This window comes from Sphingomonas sp. Ell38C01 (assembly GCF_055231975.1).
Genome location: NZ_JBUYVA010000001.1, coordinates 2,890,288 through 2,906,633, shown reverse-complemented (window position 1 = coordinate 2,906,633; position 16,346 = coordinate 2,890,288). Strand labels below are relative to the sequence as shown.

The 16,346-nt window shown below is 71.5% G+C and carries 10 protein-coding genes; 9 read left to right on the top strand and 1 reads right to left on the bottom strand.

All coding sequences use genetic code 11. The features are described 5' to 3' along the window. Positions 1 to 9 precede the first annotated feature (9 nt). From ahcY to ACV7NO_RS13710, 9 genes are all read left to right on the top strand, one after another. The gene (ahcY, locus tag ACV7NO_RS13750) at positions 10 to 1,431 is read left to right on the top strand and encodes an adenosylhomocysteinase (protein WP_463406533.1); all 1,422 of its coding nucleotides are present in this window, start codon (positions 10 to 12) and stop codon (positions 1,429 to 1,431) included. A 208-nt stretch (positions 1,432 to 1,639) separates the two neighbouring features. Then, the gene (locus ACV7NO_RS13745; RefSeq protein ID WP_463406532.1) at positions 1,640 to 3,991 is read left to right on the top strand and encodes a sensor histidine kinase; all 2,352 of its coding nucleotides are present in this window, start codon (positions 1,640 to 1,642) and stop codon (positions 3,989 to 3,991) included. A gap of 156 nt (positions 3,992 to 4,147) precedes the next feature. After that, positions 4,148 to 4,591, top strand: a complete 444-nt coding sequence (gene tsaE / locus ACV7NO_RS13740) for a tRNA (adenosine(37)-N6)-threonylcarbamoyltransferase complex ATPase subunit type 1 TsaE (protein WP_463406531.1) — start codon at positions 4,148 to 4,150, stop codon at positions 4,589 to 4,591. Further along, positions 4,576 to 5,583 (top strand): aminoglycoside phosphotransferase family protein, encoded by a 1,008-nt coding sequence (locus tag ACV7NO_RS13735; RefSeq protein ID WP_463406530.1) that lies wholly within the window; start codon positions 4,576 to 4,578, stop codon positions 5,581 to 5,583. The genes tsaE and ACV7NO_RS13735 overlap by 16 nt, the downstream gene beginning before the upstream one ends. Before the next feature lie 53 nt (positions 5,584 to 5,636). Next, the gene (locus ACV7NO_RS13730) at positions 5,637 to 6,335 is read left to right on the top strand and encodes a nucleotidyltransferase family protein (RefSeq protein WP_463407356.1); all 699 of its coding nucleotides are present in this window, start codon (positions 5,637 to 5,639) and stop codon (positions 6,333 to 6,335) included. After that, positions 6,328 to 9,306, top strand: coding sequence for a double-strand break repair protein AddB (addB, locus tag ACV7NO_RS13725; protein ID WP_463406529.1), 2,979 nt, complete (start codon positions 6,328 to 6,330; stop codon positions 9,304 to 9,306). The genes ACV7NO_RS13730 and addB overlap by 8 nt, the downstream gene beginning before the upstream one ends. Positions 9,307 to 9,434: 128 nt before the next feature. Then, positions 9,435 to 12,890, top strand: coding sequence for a double-strand break repair helicase AddA (addA, locus tag ACV7NO_RS13720; RefSeq protein WP_463406528.1), 3,456 nt, complete (start codon positions 9,435 to 9,437; stop codon positions 12,888 to 12,890). Positions 12,891 to 12,939: 49 nt separating this feature from the next. Then, complete coding sequence (gene trxA, locus ACV7NO_RS13715; protein ID WP_463406527.1) at positions 12,940 to 13,263, top strand: thioredoxin TrxA; 324 nt, start codon at positions 12,940 to 12,942, stop codon at positions 13,261 to 13,263. 181 nt (positions 13,264 to 13,444) lie between these two features. Continuing rightward, positions 13,445 to 15,007, top strand: coding sequence for a methyl-accepting chemotaxis protein (locus tag ACV7NO_RS13710; protein ID WP_463406526.1), 1,563 nt, complete (start codon positions 13,445 to 13,447; stop codon positions 15,005 to 15,007). Positions 15,008 to 15,090: 83 nt separating this feature from the next. On the opposite strand, the gene argJ is transcribed toward ACV7NO_RS13710, so the two are convergent. Continuing rightward, positions 15,091 to 16,317: a bifunctional glutamate N-acetyltransferase/amino-acid acetyltransferase ArgJ gene (gene argJ, locus ACV7NO_RS13705; protein WP_463406525.1), complete on the bottom strand. Its 1,227-nt coding sequence runs from the start codon at positions 16,315 to 16,317 to the stop codon at positions 15,091 to 15,093. Positions 16,318 to 16,346: the final 29 nt, after the last annotated feature.

Genomic DNA, 16,346 nt, shown 5'->3' with positions numbered 1-16,346 from the left:
AGATTGCCCGTGGCGACCGCCCCCGTTCTCGACACCAAAGACCATGTCATCAAGGACATCTCGCTCGCCGATTTCGGCCGCGCCGAGATCCGCATCGCCGAGACGGAGATGCCCGGCCTGATGGCGCTGCGCAGCGAGTTCGGCGCGTCGCAGCCGCTGAAGGGCGCGCGCATCACCGGATCGCTCCACATGACGATCCAGACCGCGGTGCTGATCGAGACGCTGACCGCACTGGGCGCCGATGTCCGCTGGGCGACGTGCAACATCTACTCGACGCAGGACCATGCGGCCGCGGCGATCGCGGCGACGGGCGTGCCGGTGTTCGCGGTGAAGGGCGAGACGCTCGCCGAGTATTGGGACTATGTCGGCGACATCTTCTCGTGGGACCATGACGTGGACGGCCAGACCGCCAACATCATCCTCGACGACGGCGGCGATGCGACGATGTTCGCGCTGTGGGGCGCCAAGCTGGAGGCGGGCGCGACCTTCGGCGAGCCCGAGAATGACGAGGAAGTCGAGTTCCAGCGCTCGGTGAAGGCGTTCATCGCGAAGAAGCCGGGTTACCTGACCGAGACGGTCAAGAACCTGAAGGGCGTCAGCGAAGAGACGACGACGGGCGTGCACCGCCTGTATGAGATCGCGAAGAAGGGCGAGCTGCCCTTCCCCGCGATCAACGTCAACGACTCGGTGACGAAGTCGAAGTTCGACAATCTGTACGGCTGCAAGGAATCGCTGGTCGACGCGATCCGTCGCGCGACCGACGTGATGCTGGCGGGCAAGGTCGCCTGCGTCGCGGGCTTCGGCGACGTCGGCAAGGGCTCGGCGCAGTCGCTGCGCAACGGCGGCGCGCGTGTGATGGTGACCGAGGTCGACCCGATCTGCGCGCTGCAGGCGGCGATGGAGGGCTTCGAGGTCGTGACGATGGAAGAGGCGGTGAAGCGCGCCGACATCTTCTGCACCGCGACCGGCAATGCCGACGTCATCACCGCCGATCACATGAAGGCGATGAAGCCGATGTCGATCGTCTGCAACATCGGGCACTTCGATTCGGAGATCCAGATCGCGGCGCTGAGCAATTATGCGTGGACCGAAGTGAAGCCGGGCACCGACCTGGTCGAGTTCCCGGACGGCAAGCAGATCATCGTGCTGGCCAAGGGGCGGCTGGTGAACCTGGGCTGCGCGACGGGGCATCCCTCGTTCGTGATGTCGGCGAGCTTCACCAACCAGACGCTGGCGCAGATCGAGCTGTGGACCAAGAGCGAGAACTACAAGAACGAGGTCTATGTCCTTCCCAAGCATCTCGACGAGAAGGTGGCGGCGCTGCATCTCGAAAAGCTTGGCGTGCAGCTGTCGACGCTGACGCCGAAGCAGGCGGGCTATATCGGCGTGCCCGTTGAGGGGCCGTTCAAGCCGGATCATTATCGCTACTGACGATCCCGGACGGATCACAAGCGAAAGGGGTGTCCGAGTTTTCGGACGCCCCTTTTTCTGTTTTGCGGCATGTCGTTGTACGCGTGAATGAACGGGACTGTTGCCGGCCCTCATGATCGCTTAGAGATCGGAACGAGCCGCGTTCGGGCTCTGGCGGGGACAGGGTGACGCGCGGATTTCCAGCCATCGATGACGTGGGGCGGCGGCGGTGATCTCGATCGGGACGCTGAGCGCGGTTCTGTGCGGCATCGTGCTGGCGGTGCTTGTCGGCGGCGCGGGCTATGCGCTGTGGAGCGGGCTGCGGATCCGCTTCGCCTCGACCGAATCGGATGTCGCGCGGGGGCGGCTGGAGGCGCTGCTCGCCTCGGCGCCCGCACAGGCGATGGTGGTGCGCGGCGACGGGCGACTGGAGATCACCGAACTGCTCGCGCGCTGGTTCGGGTTGGCGGTGACGCCGGGCTATGTCAGCGAACTGACCGCGCCCGATGGCGGGCTGGCCGCGGAGGACGTGCTGGCGCTGGGCGAGGCGGTGGCGGCGACGCAGCGATCGGGGCGTGGGTTCGCGCTGCCGGTGACGCCCAAGGGGTCCGCACGCGCGCTGATGCTGCGCGGAGAACGTGCGCCGGCGGGGCTGATGGCGCCGAACGGCGTCGTCGTGTGGGCGTTCGACGCGACCGAGGCGCAGGGACAGATCGTCGCGCTGAACGGCGAGGTTGCCGAATTGACCGCGGCGTTCGACGCGCTGACCGGGCTGATCGAGGCGGCGCCGCTGCCGATGTGGTATCGCGGCGCGGACCTGCGGCTGGCGATGGTGAATTCGGCCTATGTCGATGCCGTCGAAGGCGCGGATGCGTCCGATGCCATCCAGCGCGGGCTGGAACTGATCGAGGGCAGCGGCGCGGGCGGGCCGCTGGCGGGCGCGGCGGCGGCGCGCGACGCGAAGCGCCCGCACGACCAGACGGTGCCGGTGACGATCGGCGGCGCGCGACGGATGTTCCGTGTGATCGACGTACCGCTGCCGACCGGAGGCGTCGCGGGGTTCGCCCTCGATATCGAGGATGTCGACCAGGCGCGGGTGGGACTGAAGCGCTTCGGCGAGGCGCAGCGGACGATGCTCGACCGGCTGTCCGCGGGTGTCGCGCAATTCTCGAGCGACCGGGGCCTCGTCTTCTGCAACCAGCCGTTCCGGCGGATGTTCGCGATGCGCACCGAATGGCTCGCGGACCGCCCCGAGTTCGAACGCGTGCTGGAGCGGATGCGCGAGGCCAACCGGCTGCCCGAGGTGCGCGACTTTCCGGGCTGGAAGGCGGAGCGGCGCGACTGGTTCGTCGAGACCGGCGGCGCGGTGGAGGAGAACTGGCACTTGCCCGGCGGCGCGCATATCCGCGTGCTGGCGCAGCCGCTGCCCGACGGCGGGCTGCTGCTGATCTTCGAGGACCGGACCGAGCAGGTGCAGCTGGCGAGCGCGCGCGACACGCTGCTGCGCGTGCGGACCGCGACGTTCGACAATCTGTTCGAGGCGCTGGGGGTCTTCGCGGCGGACGGGCGGCTGCAGCTGTGGAACAACCGGTTCCGCGCGCTGTGGGGGTTTGAGGAGGAGTTCCTGTCGGGGCATCCGCGCGTCGATGTCTTCGGGGCCGAGGCGGCGGCCAAGCTGGCGAACCCGGCGCGCGCGAAGCTGATCGCGGATCTCGTCCGATCGGCGACGCTGGACCGGCAGCAGCGCGGAGGGCGGGTGGCGTTCGCGGACGGGCGGCATTTCGAGTTCGCCGCAGTGCCGCTGCCCGACGGCAACGCGCTGTTCACGATGCTGGACATCACCGACAGCCGGCGCGCGGAGCAGGCGCTGCGTGATCGCAACGAGGCGCTGGAGGCGAGCGACGCGGTGAAGACCGCGTTCGTCGCCAACATGAGCTACGAGTTGCGCACCCCGCTGACCTCGATCAGCGGATTCGCGGAGATGCTGCACGGCGGTTATGCGGGCAAGCTGACGAAGCAGGCGGACGGCTATGTCGAGGCGATCCTCGATTCGGTCGAGCGACTGGGGCTGCTGATCGACGACGTGCTCGACCTGACGCTGGGCGAGGGCGATTCGACGATCGAGCGCGGCGACGTCGATCTGGCGGCGGCGGGACGCGCGGCGGCGGAGACGGTGCTGCCGAGTGCGAAACGCAAGAAGCTCGACTTCGCGGTGGAGATCGATCGATCGGCCGGGCGCGTGAGCGGCGATGCGAAGCGGCTGCGCGAGGTGATGGAGCACCTGCTGCGCCACGCGGTGTCGACGACGGCGGAGGGCGGGCGGATCCTGCTCCACCTCGACGGGAATGCGACGCGCGCGCGGATCGTGGTGTCCGACGATGGCCACGGGATGGACGCGGCGGCCGCGGCGCATGCGTTCGACCGGTTCGCGCAGCCCGGTGCGACCGCGGGCGGGGAGCGTGCGCTGGGGCTGGGCCTGCCGCTCGCGCGCCAGTTCGTCGAGGCGCATGGCGGGACGATCGCGCTGGTGAGCGAGCCCGGGCAGGGGACCCTGGTGACGGTCGAGGTGCCGCGACGGTGAGGGTTTTTGTAGGCTTTCGGGGCTCGATCTGTCCCCTTCCGTTCGCACTGAGCTCGTCGAAGTGCTGCCTTTCTTCTGGCCTGGAAAGACGGGCAGAGCTTCGACGGGCTCACCCCGAACGGGGTGAGGTCTGGCGCTCCGAATATCGAGTGACGGATGCGGCTCGCTGATACCGACGCAACCGAGGCGATCGGGGCCTCGCTGGCCGCGGTCGCGCGGCCGGGCGACGTCATCGCGTTGACGGGCACGCTGGGCGCGGGGAAAACGAGTATCGCGCGCGGGTTCCTTGCCGCGCTGGGGCTCGAGGGGGAGGCGCCGAGCCCGTCCTTCGCGATCGTCCAGCCCTACGACCCGCCCGAGGTGCGCGTGAGCGTCGTGCATGTCGATCTGTATCGGATCGAGGATGCTGCGGAGATCGAGGAGCTGGGCCTCGACGATGCGCGATATGATTCCGTCCTGGTGGTCGAATGGCCCGAGCGTGCGGGAGCGGGCGCGTGGCCCGATGCGCTGCGGCTGCACCTGACGATCGAACCGGACGGCGCGCGCGGCTTGACTTGGGACGCCCCCCCGGCTTGGGAACGGCGATGGCGACCGACATGATTCCGCCCGCCGGGGCCGCGGCCTTCCTCCACCTGCATGGCTGGGGTGCCGCGCAGATCCTGCCGCTGGCGGGGGATGCGTCGTTCCGGCGCTATTTTCGCGTGGTGGACTCGTCGAGGGATGGGGCGGATCGCAGCGCGGTGTTGATGGATGCGCCCCCGCCGCACGAGGATCCGCGACCGTTCGTGTCGGTGGCGACGTGGTTGTCCGAACGCGGGTTCGCGGCACCCCGGATCCATGCGGCGGACCTGACGCAGGGCCTCGTCCTGCTCGAGGATTTCGGCGATGCGCGGATGCGTGAGGCGATCGATGCCGAGCCCGGCGACGCGATGGCGCTGTACGCACGCGCGGTCGACCTGCTGGTCGCGCTGCGGGCGCATCCGGCCGGCGAACTGCGCGCTTACGACCGGCCCGAGCTGCACCGCGAGGCGGACGTGCTGGTCGAATGGTATTGCCCGGCGGTGGGGCTGGCGGTCGACGCGGCGGGGTATCGCGACGCCTGGGCGACGGTGCTCCATTCGGGGCTGGCGGAGCGGCCGGTGACGGTGCTGCGCGACTATCATGCCGAGAACCTGATGCTGGTGGGCGAGGATCGCGCGCAGCTGGGACTGCTCGATTTCCAGGATGCGCTGGCGGGGCACCCCGCGTACGATCTCGTGTCGCTGTTGCAGGATGCGCGGCGCGAGGTCGATCCGTCGGTGGAGCAGGCGATGCTGGCGCGGTATCGCACGGCGACGGGCGAGGGCGAGGCGTTCATGGCGGCGTATCACGTGTTGGGTGCGCAGCGGAACGCCAAGATCCTGGGCGTGTTCGCGCGGCTGTGGCGGCGTGACGGCAAGCCGAAATATGCCGCCTTGTGCCCCCGCGTGTGGGGCTATCTGGAGCGCGACCTGTCGCAGCCCGCGCTGGCGCCGGTGGCGGCGTGGTTCGACGACAATATCCCGCCCGAATTGCGCGGCGACCCGCTGGTGATCGCGGGCGCGAAAGCGTGACGCGCGCGCTGGCGATCCGGCCCGATCCGGGTGGGCGCGTGCCGAAGACTGCGATGGTGATGGCCGCGGGGTTGGGCAAACGGATGCGGCCGCTGACCGCGACCCGGCCCAAGCCGCTGATCGAGGTGGCGGGCCGACCGCTGCTGGATCACGTCTTCACGCGGCTGCGCGCGGCGGGCGTCGAGCGGGTGATCGTCAACGTCCATTATTTCGCGGACGTGATCGAGGCGCATCTGGCGGGGCGCGACTGGGGGATGGAGGTGATCGTCTCCGACGAGCGCGGGGAGCTGCTCGAAACCGGTGGCGGGCTGGTCAAGGCGAAGGCGTTGCTGGGCGACGATCCGGTACTGGTCGTCAATGGCGACAGCCTGTGGATCGACGGGCCGGTCGACGCGATCAAGCTGCTCGCATCGCGCTGGGACGCCGCCGAAATGGACGCGCTTCTGCTGATGGTGCCGTTCGCGCGGGCGCATCATCTGGGCGGCATGGGGGACTTCCATCTGGGGCCCGACGGGCGGATCACGAGCCGGCGCAGGCGCGCGCGGGTGGCGCCGTTCGCGTATATCGGGGTGCAGATCCTGAACCCCGCGATCCTGGTCGACGCGCCGGCGGGGGCGTTCTCGACGAACCTGTTCTGGGACCGCGCGATCCTCGCCGGGCGGGCATACGGTCAGGTGCACCAGGGGCTGTGGTTCGAGATCGGGACGCCGGCCGCGATCCCGCGGACCGAGGCGATGCTGGCGGATGGGTGAGGCGCGCAAGCCACGCGTCTACACGATCCCCGCGCACCGGGCGTTCGCGGATGCGCTGGCGGCGGGGCTGATCCGGCGGTTCGGCGGCGGGGACGGGATGCGGCTGGCGCGCGGGCTGGTGCTGCTGCCCAACCAGCGATCGAAACGCGCGGTGACCGATGCGTTCGTGCGCGCGAGCGGCGGGGCGCTGTTGCTGCCGCGGATCGTCGCGATCGGGGATGCGGATCTTGGCGAAGGGGTGGATGCCGCGCTCGATCCTGCTGACGCGGCAGCGGTGCCGCCTGCGGTCGCCCCGCTTCAGCGGCGGATGATCCTCGCGCGGCTGGTGGGCGAGGCGCGGGCGGCAGCAGGGCGCGCGGTCGATGCGGCGGAGGCGGTGCGGCTGGCGGGGGATCTGGCGCGGACGCTCGACCAGCTGACGGTCGAGGGCATCGATGCCGCGGCGTTGCGCGCGCTGGATCTGGGGGCCGAGCTGTCGACGCATTGGGATCAGGCGCTCGAGCTGTTCGCGATCATGATCGATCGCTGGCCGGGCGCGCTGGCGCGTCTGGGGCGGATCGACGCGACCATGCGGCGGGCGATGCTGCTGGAGCGGCTGGATGCGCGCTGGCGCGTGGCGCCGCCGGGCGGATTCGTGTGCGCGGCGGGGGTGACCGATCCGGCGCCCGCGGTGGCACGGCTGCTGCGGTGCGTGTCGGAGCTGCCCGAGGGGATGATGGTGCTCGCGGGGCTGGCGACGACGATGCCCGACGAGGAGTGGGACGCGCTGGGGCCGCACGAACCCGATGCGGTGACCGGGCGGCGGCGGCGCGCGATCGAGACGCATCCCCAGTTCCACCTGAAGCTGCTGCTCGATCGGATGGGGGTCGCGCGCGGCGAGGTCGATCCGTGGCGCGGGGGGAGCGAGCATGACGCGACCGCCGCACGCGGGCGCGCGATCGCCAATGCGCTGGCACCGGCCGCGTTCACGGGCAAGTGGACGACGTTGGCGGCGGAGGACCGGCGCTTGGCGGGCGTGGCCGCGGCGGAGTTCGCGACGCCGGCGGACGAGGCGCAGGGGATCGCGCTGGCGCTGCGCGAGGCGCTGGAGACTCCGGGGCGGACCGCGGCGCTGGTGACGCCCGACCGCGGGCTGGCGCGGCGGGTGGCGGCGCATCTGGCGCGCTGGGATATCGCGGCGGACGACTCCGCGGGGCGGCCGCTGTCGATCCTGCCGCCCGGAACGCTGCTGCTCGCGATCGTGGAGGCGGCGGCGCAGGGGTTTGCGCCACTGGGGGTGATGACGCTGTTGAAGCATCCGCTGGTGCGGAGCGGTGCGGGGCGGCTGGCGTGGCTCGACGGGGTGCGGCTGCTCGACCGGGCGCTCCGGGGGCCGCGGCCGGCGCCGGGGCTGGCGGGCATCGACGCGCATCTCGCGGAGGGGCCGGAGCGCGAGCGGCGGGTTCGGGCGGCGGCTGCGGATTGGTGGGCCGGGATGCGGGACGTGCTGGAGCCGTTGGCGGACGGGCTGCGCGGCGAGGACCTGTCCGCGATGATCGCGTGCCTGCGCGAGACGGCGACCGCGCTGGCGGGGGATGCGGCGTGGAGCGGGCCGGCGGGACGCGCGGCGGCGGACCTGCTCGGCGAGCTGGAGAGGGAAGCGGGGAACGGGCCGCAGGCGGTGCCGCTCGCCGCGCTCGCGCCGTTGCTGCGGACGCTGATGGACGAGGTGGCGGTGCGGCCGCAGCAGGGCGGGCACCCGCGGGTCGCGATCTATGGGCAGATCGAGGCGCGGTTGCAGTCCGCGGACCTGATGATCCTGGGCGGATTGAACGAAGGGACGTGGCCGGGGACACCCGCGCCCGATCCGTGGCTGGCGCCGCGGATCCGCGCCGAGCTGGGGCTGCCGGGGCTGGAGCGGCGGATCGGCGTGGCGGCGCATGATTTCGGGCAGGCGCTGGGCGCGCCCGCGGCGCTGCTGACGCGGAGCCGGCGCGGGGCGAGTGGCCCGGCGCTGGCGTCGCGCTTCTGGCTGCGCCTGGAGGCGATGGCGGGGGACCGGTTCGAGCGGGCGCACGCGCTGGAGACATGGGTGCGCGCGGTCGACGATCCGGGCGAGCACGCGCCTGCCGACCGGCCCGCGCCGGTGCCGCGCGCGGACCTGCGGCCGACCGCGATCTCCGTGACCGAGGTCGATCGGCTGAAGGCGGATCCTTACGCCTTCTATGCGCGGCGCGTGCTGAAGCTGTCACCGCTCGACCCGGTCGATGCGGATCCGACCGCGGCGTGGCGGGGGACCGCGGTGCACGCGGTGCTGGAGGACTGGTGGAACGATCACCGGTGCGCGCCCGACGCTCTGATGCCGCTCGCGCTGGCGATGCTGGTGGATCCGGGGACGCATCCGCTGCTGCGCGCACTGTGGGAGCCGCGTCTGGTGAAGGCGATCGCGTGGATCGCGGAGACGACCGCGATGCACGCGGCGGCGGGGCGGCACGTGCTGGCGGCGGAGGGGCACGGCGCGATCGCGCTGTCGGGGGTGACACTGTCGGGGCGGTTCGACCGGGTCGACCGGCTGGCGGAGGGGGGGCTGGCGATCATCGACTACAAGACGGGCAAGCCGCCCTCGGTCGCGGCGGTGCGCGACGGGTTCAGCCTGCAGCTGGGGTTGCTGGGGGCGATCGCGGAGGGCGGCGGGTTCGATATTCCGGGGGGGGGACTGGAGGGCGCGGCGCGGGGGTTCGAATATTGGTCGCTGGCGAAGAAGGGCGATGCGTTCGGCCAGGTGGCGACGCCGGTCGCCGACGATGGCGGGCGCGGGCGGATCGTGACGGGGCGGTTCGTCGAACTGGCGCGCGAGAAGTTCGCGGAGGCGGCGGGGCGGTGGCTGACGGGGGACGAGGCGTTCACTGCCAAGCTGGTGCCGGAATATGCGCCGTACGCCGAGTATGACCAGCTGATGCGCAGGGACGAGTGGTATGGGCGCGATCGGTAGTTCGCCGTCATCCCCGCGGAGGCGGGGATCCATCTCCTGGGGTTGGGTTGGTCGCGGCGGTGGCGATCGGGACTGGCGATGGGAGATGGGTCCCCGCCTTCGCGGGGATGACGGCAAGGGGGGGCGTGATGTCGGCTTCTAATATCCTCCGCCCGCTGCCGCCGCTCAAGGATGCGCAGGCGCGCGCGTCCGATCCGTCAACGCATGTGTGGCTGTCCGCATCGGCGGGGACGGGGAAGACGCAGGTGCTGACCGCGCGGGTCTTCCGGCTGCTGTTGCAGGGGACCGATCCGGGGGCGATCCTGTGCCTGACATTCACCAAGGCGGGCGCGGCGGAGATGAATGCGCGGATCGCGCAGCGGCTGGCGGCGTGGGTGCGGATGCCCGATGCGGCGCTGTCCGCGGATCTCGTCGCGTTGGGCGAATTGCCGACGCCGCCCTTGCGTGAGCGGGCGCGGACGCTGTTCGCGCGGGTGCTCGACGCGCCTGGCGGGGGCCTGAGGATCCAGACGATCCACGGCTTCTGCCAGGCGCTGCTGGCGGCGTTCCCGGTCGAGGCGGGGCTGGTGCCGGGGTTCCGCCCGCTTGAGCCGCGCGAGGAGGCGCTGCTGGCCCGCGAGGCGCTGTCGGACCTGCTGGTCGCGGCGGATCGCGAGGGGCGGCGCGGCGTGATCGAGACGATCGGGCGGCTGAGCGTGCGGTTGGGCGAGGGCGGCGCGGAGGCGTTCCTGCGCGAATGCGCGCGCAAGGGCGATGCGCTGGAGGCGGTGCCGGCGGGGGTGCAGCCGTGGCTGCGGCGCGCGCTCGACCTGCCTGCGGGCGACGTCGACGCGGAAATCGCGGCGCGGTGTGCGGCGCTGGACGTGTCGGCGATCCGGCGGATCGGGGCGGCGAACGCGGCATGGGGGACCGCGACGGGGCTGGCGGCGGCGGATGTGGTGGCGGCGTGGCTGGCGGGCTCTCCCGAGGCGCGGGCGGCCGGGCTCGAGGACCTGTCGCTGGTGGTGCTGACGGGCAAGGGCGACGCGCGCAAGGTTTCGAAGAAGCTGGTCGATGCCGAGGCGGATTACGAGGATCTGGCGCGCGAGCTGGGGGCGGCGTGCCTCGATCTGGTGTCGATGCGCGGCCGGGCGGCCTATGCGGACCTGCTGGCGGCGGGTCTCGATGTCGGCCGTGATTATGCGCGCGCGGTGACGGCGGCGAAGCGGCGGGTGGGGGCGGTCGATTTCGACGACCTGATCGCGAAGACGGTCGACCTGCTCGAGCGGCCGGGGATCGGCGAATGGGTGCGCTTCAAGCTCGACCAGACGACCGAGCATGTCCTGATCGACGAGGCGCAGGATACCAACGCGGCGCAGTGGCGGATCGTGCGGGCGCTGGCGGACGAGTTCTTCGTCGGGCGTGGCGTCTATGCGCCGTCGGTGCGGACGCTGTTCACGGTGGGGGACTACAAGCAGGCGATCTTCGGGTTCCAGGGGACCGATCCGATCAACTTCGCGGCGGCCGAGCGCTATTTCTCCAGCCGCGCGGCGGAGGTGGCGGGGGACGACCTGATGCCGCCGGAGGAGCGCGGGCTGCCGTTCGACCGGCTGTCGCTGACGCATTCGTTCCGCTCGACGCGGCCGGTGCTGGAGTTCGTCGACGCGGCGATCGCGGATCTGGGCGCGGAGGGGCTGGGCGTCGTCGAGGAGGTGGGCGCGCATCGTTCGCTGGTGCCGGGGCCGGGGACAGTGATGCTGCTGCCGCCTGTGTGCGCGGGGACCGACGACGCGGACGGCGAAGGCGGCGAGGAAGGCTGGATCGAAGACGAGGTGCGCGAGAATGCGCGCCGGATCGCGGCGCTGGTGCGCGATTGGACCAATGGCGGGATGCGGCTGGAGACGCAGGACCGCGCGCTGGCGCCGGGGGATGTGATGATCCTCGTCAAGCGGCGCGGCGACCTCGCGCGGCTGCTGGTCGCGCGGCTGTATGCGGAAGGGGTGCCGGTCGCGGGGGTGGACCGGTTGCGGCTGAACGCGCCGCTGGCGGTGCAGGACCTGCTGGCGGCGATCCGGTTCGTGTTGCAGCCCGGCGACGACCTGAGCCTTGCCAGCCTGCTGGTGTCGCCGCTGATCGGGTGGACGCAGGACGACCTGCTCGCCGCCGCGGCGCCGCGCGACGGGAGCCTCTGGGCGCATCTCCAGCGGACGCAGCCGCCGGAGCGCCTCGCGCCGCTGGCGGCGATGCTGGCGGGGGCGGACCTGTCGACGCCGTACCGGTTCCTGGAGGACATGCTGTCGGGCGCGCTGGACGGGCGGCGCAAGCTGCTGTGGCGGCTGGGCGAGGAGGCGCGCGATCCGATCGACGAACTGCTCGCGGCCGCACTCGATTTCGAGACGGGGTCGACGCCGTCGCTGCAGCGCTTCCTCGACTGGTTCGATCGCGGCGAGGTGGAGATCGTGCGCGACGCCGCGCAGCCGCAGGATGCGGTGCGGGTAATGACCGCGCACGCCGCCAAGGGCTTGCAGGCGCCGCTGGTGATCCTGGCTGACGCGACGGTCGATCCCGATGCCGCGCCGCGATCGATGCTGGCGTGGACGCCCGAGGGGTTCGAGGGCCCGCTGCCGATCTTTCGCCCGCGCAAGGCCGAGGCGGGCGGCCCGCTCGCCGACGTGCTGGAGCTGGCGGCGGAGCGCGAGAAGGCGGAGCATTGGCGGCTGTTCTACGTCGCGGCGACGCGCGCGGAGGAGCGGCTGGTGATCGCGGGATCGCTGGGGCCGCGCGCGAAGGGCGTGCCGCCGGTGTCGAGCTGGTACGCGCTGGCGGCGCGCGCGCTGACGGCGCTGGGGAGCGAGGCGGTCGAGGGGATGCGGACCTTCGCGGGGACCGAGGTGACGGTCGCGACGAAGCGACGCGCGGTGCCGGCGGTGGCGACCGCGCCGGTCGCGCCGCTGCCGGTATGGGCGCACGCGGCGGCGCCGGTCGAGGCGCGGCCGCCGCGTCCGCTCGCGCCGTCGTCGCTGGGTGAGGATGCGGTGGTCGATCCGCCGCCCACGCCCGCGATGCGCGTCGCCGCGGAGCGCGGGCGGATGATGCATGCGCTGTTCGAGCGGCTGCCCGCGGTTGCGCCCGAGGCTCGCGCGGCGGCGGCGGATCGCTGGCTGGCGGGAGCCGGGGCGGTGACGGATTCGGGCGTCCGGGCGGCGATCGCGGCACCGGTGCTGGCGATCCTGGCGGACCCGCGCTTTGCGGACGTGTTCGCAGGCGACGCACTGACCGAGGCGCCGATCGCGGCGGTGCTGGGCGACGGGATCGTCGTGTCGGGAACGGTCGACCGGCTGCTGGTGACCGACACGCGGGTGCGGCTGGTCGACTTCAAGACGGGGCGAAGGGTGCCGGAGGACGTCGAGAACGTGCCGACCTATCACCTGCGGCAGATCGCGGCCTATGCCGCGGCGCTGGCGGCGATCTTCCCGGACCGGGCGGTGGAGGCGGCGCTGCTGTACACCGAAGGGCCGGTGCTGATCGCGCTGCCGCCCGGAATCCTGGCGCTGCACAAGCCGCGCTACGTCGCGACGGAGCAAAGCTTGCGCGATGGCGGTTGAGTGGGGCGGACCGGCTGCCTAGATTGGCGGTCAACAAGGAGACGACATCATGGCCACCAAGCAGATCACCGACGCCAGCTTCGCTACGGACGTCCTGGGCGCCGACAAGCCGGTTCTGGTCGATTTCTGGGCCGAATGGTGTGGCCCGTGCAAGATGATCGGACCGAGCCTGGAGGAGTTGAGCGAGGAGCTGGGCGAGCAGGTGACGATCGCCAAGCTGAACATCGACGAGAATCCCGATGCGCCGGGCAAGTACGGCGTGCGCGGAATTCCGACGATGATCCTGTTCAAGGGCGGCGCGCCCGCGGCGACCAAGGTGGGTGCGGCGCCGAAGGGGCAGATCAAGGGCTGGCTGGAGGGCGAGCTTGCCTGATCGGGACGTCGCCGGACGATAATCCGGCGCGATTAATCCGCGCTTAGCCATCCGGCTCTATAATGGCGGGATGCGATCGGAAAGACATTCGGCGAACGGGGGGGCGAGGCGGATCGGCGCGGCCGTATCGGCGTCGTCCGTTCATATGTTGCGGCTCGTCGGGTTGGCGCGCGGTGCGGACATGTTGCCCGACGACCTGATCGCCGCGCAATTGAAGGCGGCGCGCGAGGGGGTGCCGGGGACGCTGGTCGCGACCATGCTGGCGACATTCGTGTTGCTCGCGACGATGTACGGCGAGGCGCATTTCGGTGCCACCGTGCTGGCGGCGCTCGTCCTGCTGACCGTATCTTTCGGAAACTTCATGATGTTCTGGCGGCAGCGTGCCTCCGGCTGGCGATTTGCGAAGCCGCGGCGTGCGATCCTGGCCGCGGCGGCGATCGCTTTCGTGACCTCGCTGGCATGGGGGCTGATGCTGGGGACGGCGACGGCGGGGGCGGATACGAGCCGGCAGTTGCTGATCGTGTGCGTAATCCTGGGGGTGACCTGCGTCGGGGTGCTCAACGTCGCGACGGTGCCGCTCGCCAGCCTGGCGTTCCTGAGCGGATCGTTGATGACGGTGACCGTCGACATCGTCGCGCTGACGGACCTGCCGTATGAGGTCTTCGTCCTGATGAGCGTCTTTGTCGCGCTTCTGGCGCGATCGACGCTGCAGCAATCGGGATTGTTCGTTGCTCATTATCGTGCCGGTGCGGACCTGATCGATGCGTCGCGCGAGCGGGAGGTGGCGTCGCGCGAGCGCGACGAGCAGGTGGCGATCGCGGATACGGAGCGTCAGCGCGCGCTGCTGGCCGCGGAAAGCGCGCGGCAGGACGCGCGCGGGCGACTGGTGGAGGCGCGCCGCGCCGAGATGGTGGCGCTCGCGGAGCGCTTCCAGACGAGCGTCGGGGATGCGGTGGCGGCGCTGGCGAATGCGGCGGACACGACGCGGCAGACGGCGCGGACGCTGGCGCAGGTGGGCATCACCAACGCGCGCGACGCCGGGGAGAGCGCGTTGCAGGCGCAGGAAACCAGCGAGGCCGCGGACACGATGCGCGAGACGAGCGCGGCGCTGTCCTGTTCCGCGCGTGCGGTGGCGGCGCAGGTGGCGGAACAGGCGACGCTGACCGCCGCGGTCGAACGCCAGTCGCGCGACAGCGAGATCGCGATCGCGGCGCTGGTCGAGCATGCCGACGATATCGGCAAGGTCGTCGCGGTGATCGACAGCGTGGCGCAACAGACCAACCTGCTGGCGCTGAACGCGACGATCGAGGCGGCCCGCGCGGGGGATGCCGGGCGCGGCTTTGCGGTGGTGGCGGGCGAGGTCAAGTCGCTGGCGCAGCAGACGCAGCGCGCGACGCACGACATCGCGATGCGGATCGATTCGGTCCAGCGTGGCGTGGCCTCCGCGGTGGAGAGCATGCGCGAGGTGACCGTCCAGGTGCGGCAGGTCGCAGGGATCGCAGGCGCGATCAGCGCGGCGATGACCGCGCAGACCGCGATCACCGGATCGATCGGCGCGGATGCGGAGCGTGCCGCGCACGGCACCGCGGGACTGCGCGCGGGTGTCGAGGAAACCGCGCGGATGTCCGACCGGATGCGGGCGCTGACCGCCGAAGTGGCGGGCGCGACCGCGACGATCGACGAGCGGGTGGCGACGCTCGCGGAGGCGACGCTGACGCTGCTGGGGGATCTGCGCGCGGCCTGAGGGCTGGGTCTGCAGGCGAAGGCCGCGATCGCGCGTGCTTTTCAACACGATACAAGCGTCCGCCGGGGTGACGCTTCGACGGATCAGCTGCGATAGTCGGCGTTGATCGAGATGTAGCCGTGGGTGAGGTCGCAGGTCCACACCGTCGCGGTGCCGTCGCCGAGGCCGAGGTCGACGCCGATCTCCACCTCCTGCCCCTTCAGGTGCGCGGCGACGGGGGCCTCGTCATAGCCCTCGACCGCGAGGCCGGCTTCGGCGACCTGCGTGGTGCCGAAGCGGATCGCGAGCCGGTCGCGCTCGGCGGGTTCGCCCGCCTTGCCGACCGCCATGACGACGCGGCCCCAGTTCGCGTCCTCGCCGGCGATCGCGGTCTTGACCAGCGGCGAGTTGGCGATGCTCATCGCGATGCGGTGTGCGCTGTGGTCGCTCTCCGCGCCGGTCACCGCGATCTCGATCAGCTTGGTCGCGCCCTCTCCATCACGGACGACGAGGAGCGCGAGCTGGCGGCACAGGTCCGCGAGTGCGGCGCGGAACGCGTCGGCGCCCGCGCTGTCGTCGTCGGCGAGGACCGCGTTGCCCGCGGCGCCGGTCGCGAAGGCGAGGACGGTGTCGCTCGTCGAGGTGTCGCCGTCGACGGTGATGCACGAGAAGCTGGGCGCGTTGGCAGCGGTCAGCGCGCGTTGCAGGAACTCGGGCGCGACCGCTGCGTCGGTGAAGACGAAGCCGAGCATCGTCGCCATGTCGGGCGCGATCATCCCCGAGCCCTTGATGATCCCGGCGAGCGTGACGCTGCGCCCATCGACGATCGCGGTGGCGACCGCGCCCTTGGCGTAGGTGTCGGTGGTGCCGATCGTTTCGGCGGCGGCTTCCCAGTCGCAAAGGTCTGCGGTGAAGGCGGCGTCGAGCCCGGCTTCCGCCTTGTCGATCGGGAGCGGCACGCCGATCACGCCGGTGGAGGCGACGAAGACGTCGGAGGGGTTGCAGGCCAGCGCGGCGGAGGCGCGCGCGGCGATCGCCTCGACCGCGGCGCGGCCGCGATTGCCGGTGAAGGCGTTGGAATTGCCCGCATTGACGACGAGCGCGCGCGCCTGGCCGAGGACGAGCGCCTTGCGGCACCATTCGACCTCGGGGGAAGGGCATTTGCTGTTCGTCAGCACGCCCGCCACCGTCGTGCCTTCGGCGAAGGTGGCGAAGGTGAGGTCGCAGCGATCCCATGTCTTGTACCGCGCGCGGGCGACGCGCAGCTCGACGCCGGCGATCGGGGGGATGGCGGGGAAGGGGGTGGCGAGGGGGGATGTGGACGTGGTCATGTGACGTTGCCATAACTCCGTCGGGTTCG

What these genes read in the sequence shown, in the direction of transcription:
- addB (WP_463406529.1), top strand. Translation starts at nt 6,328, where the DNA reads ATGGGTGAGGCGCGCAAGCCACGCGTCTACACGATCCCCGCGCACCGG.
- ACV7NO_RS13735 (WP_463406530.1), top strand. Translation starts at nt 4,576, where the DNA reads ATGGCGACCGACATGATTCCGCCCGCCGGGGCCGCGGCCTTCCTCCAC.
- ACV7NO_RS13710 (WP_463406526.1), top strand. Translation starts at nt 13,445, where the DNA reads ATGTTGCCCGACGACCTGATCGCCGCGCAATTGAAGGCGGCGCGCGAG.
- tsaE (WP_463406531.1), top strand. Translation starts at nt 4,148, where the DNA reads ATGCGGCTCGCTGATACCGACGCAACCGAGGCGATCGGGGCCTCGCTG.
- addA (WP_463406528.1), top strand. Translation starts at nt 9,435, where the DNA reads ATGTCGGCTTCTAATATCCTCCGCCCGCTGCCGCCGCTCAAGGATGCG.
- ACV7NO_RS13730 (WP_463407356.1), top strand. Translation starts at nt 5,637, where the DNA reads ATGGTGATGGCCGCGGGGTTGGGCAAACGGATGCGGCCGCTGACCGCG.
- trxA (WP_463406527.1), top strand. Translation starts at nt 12,940, where the DNA reads ATGGCCACCAAGCAGATCACCGACGCCAGCTTCGCTACGGACGTCCTG.
- argJ (WP_463406525.1), bottom strand. Translation starts at nt 16,317, where the DNA reads ATGACCACGTCCACATCCCCCCTCGCCACCCCCTTCCCCGCCATCCCC.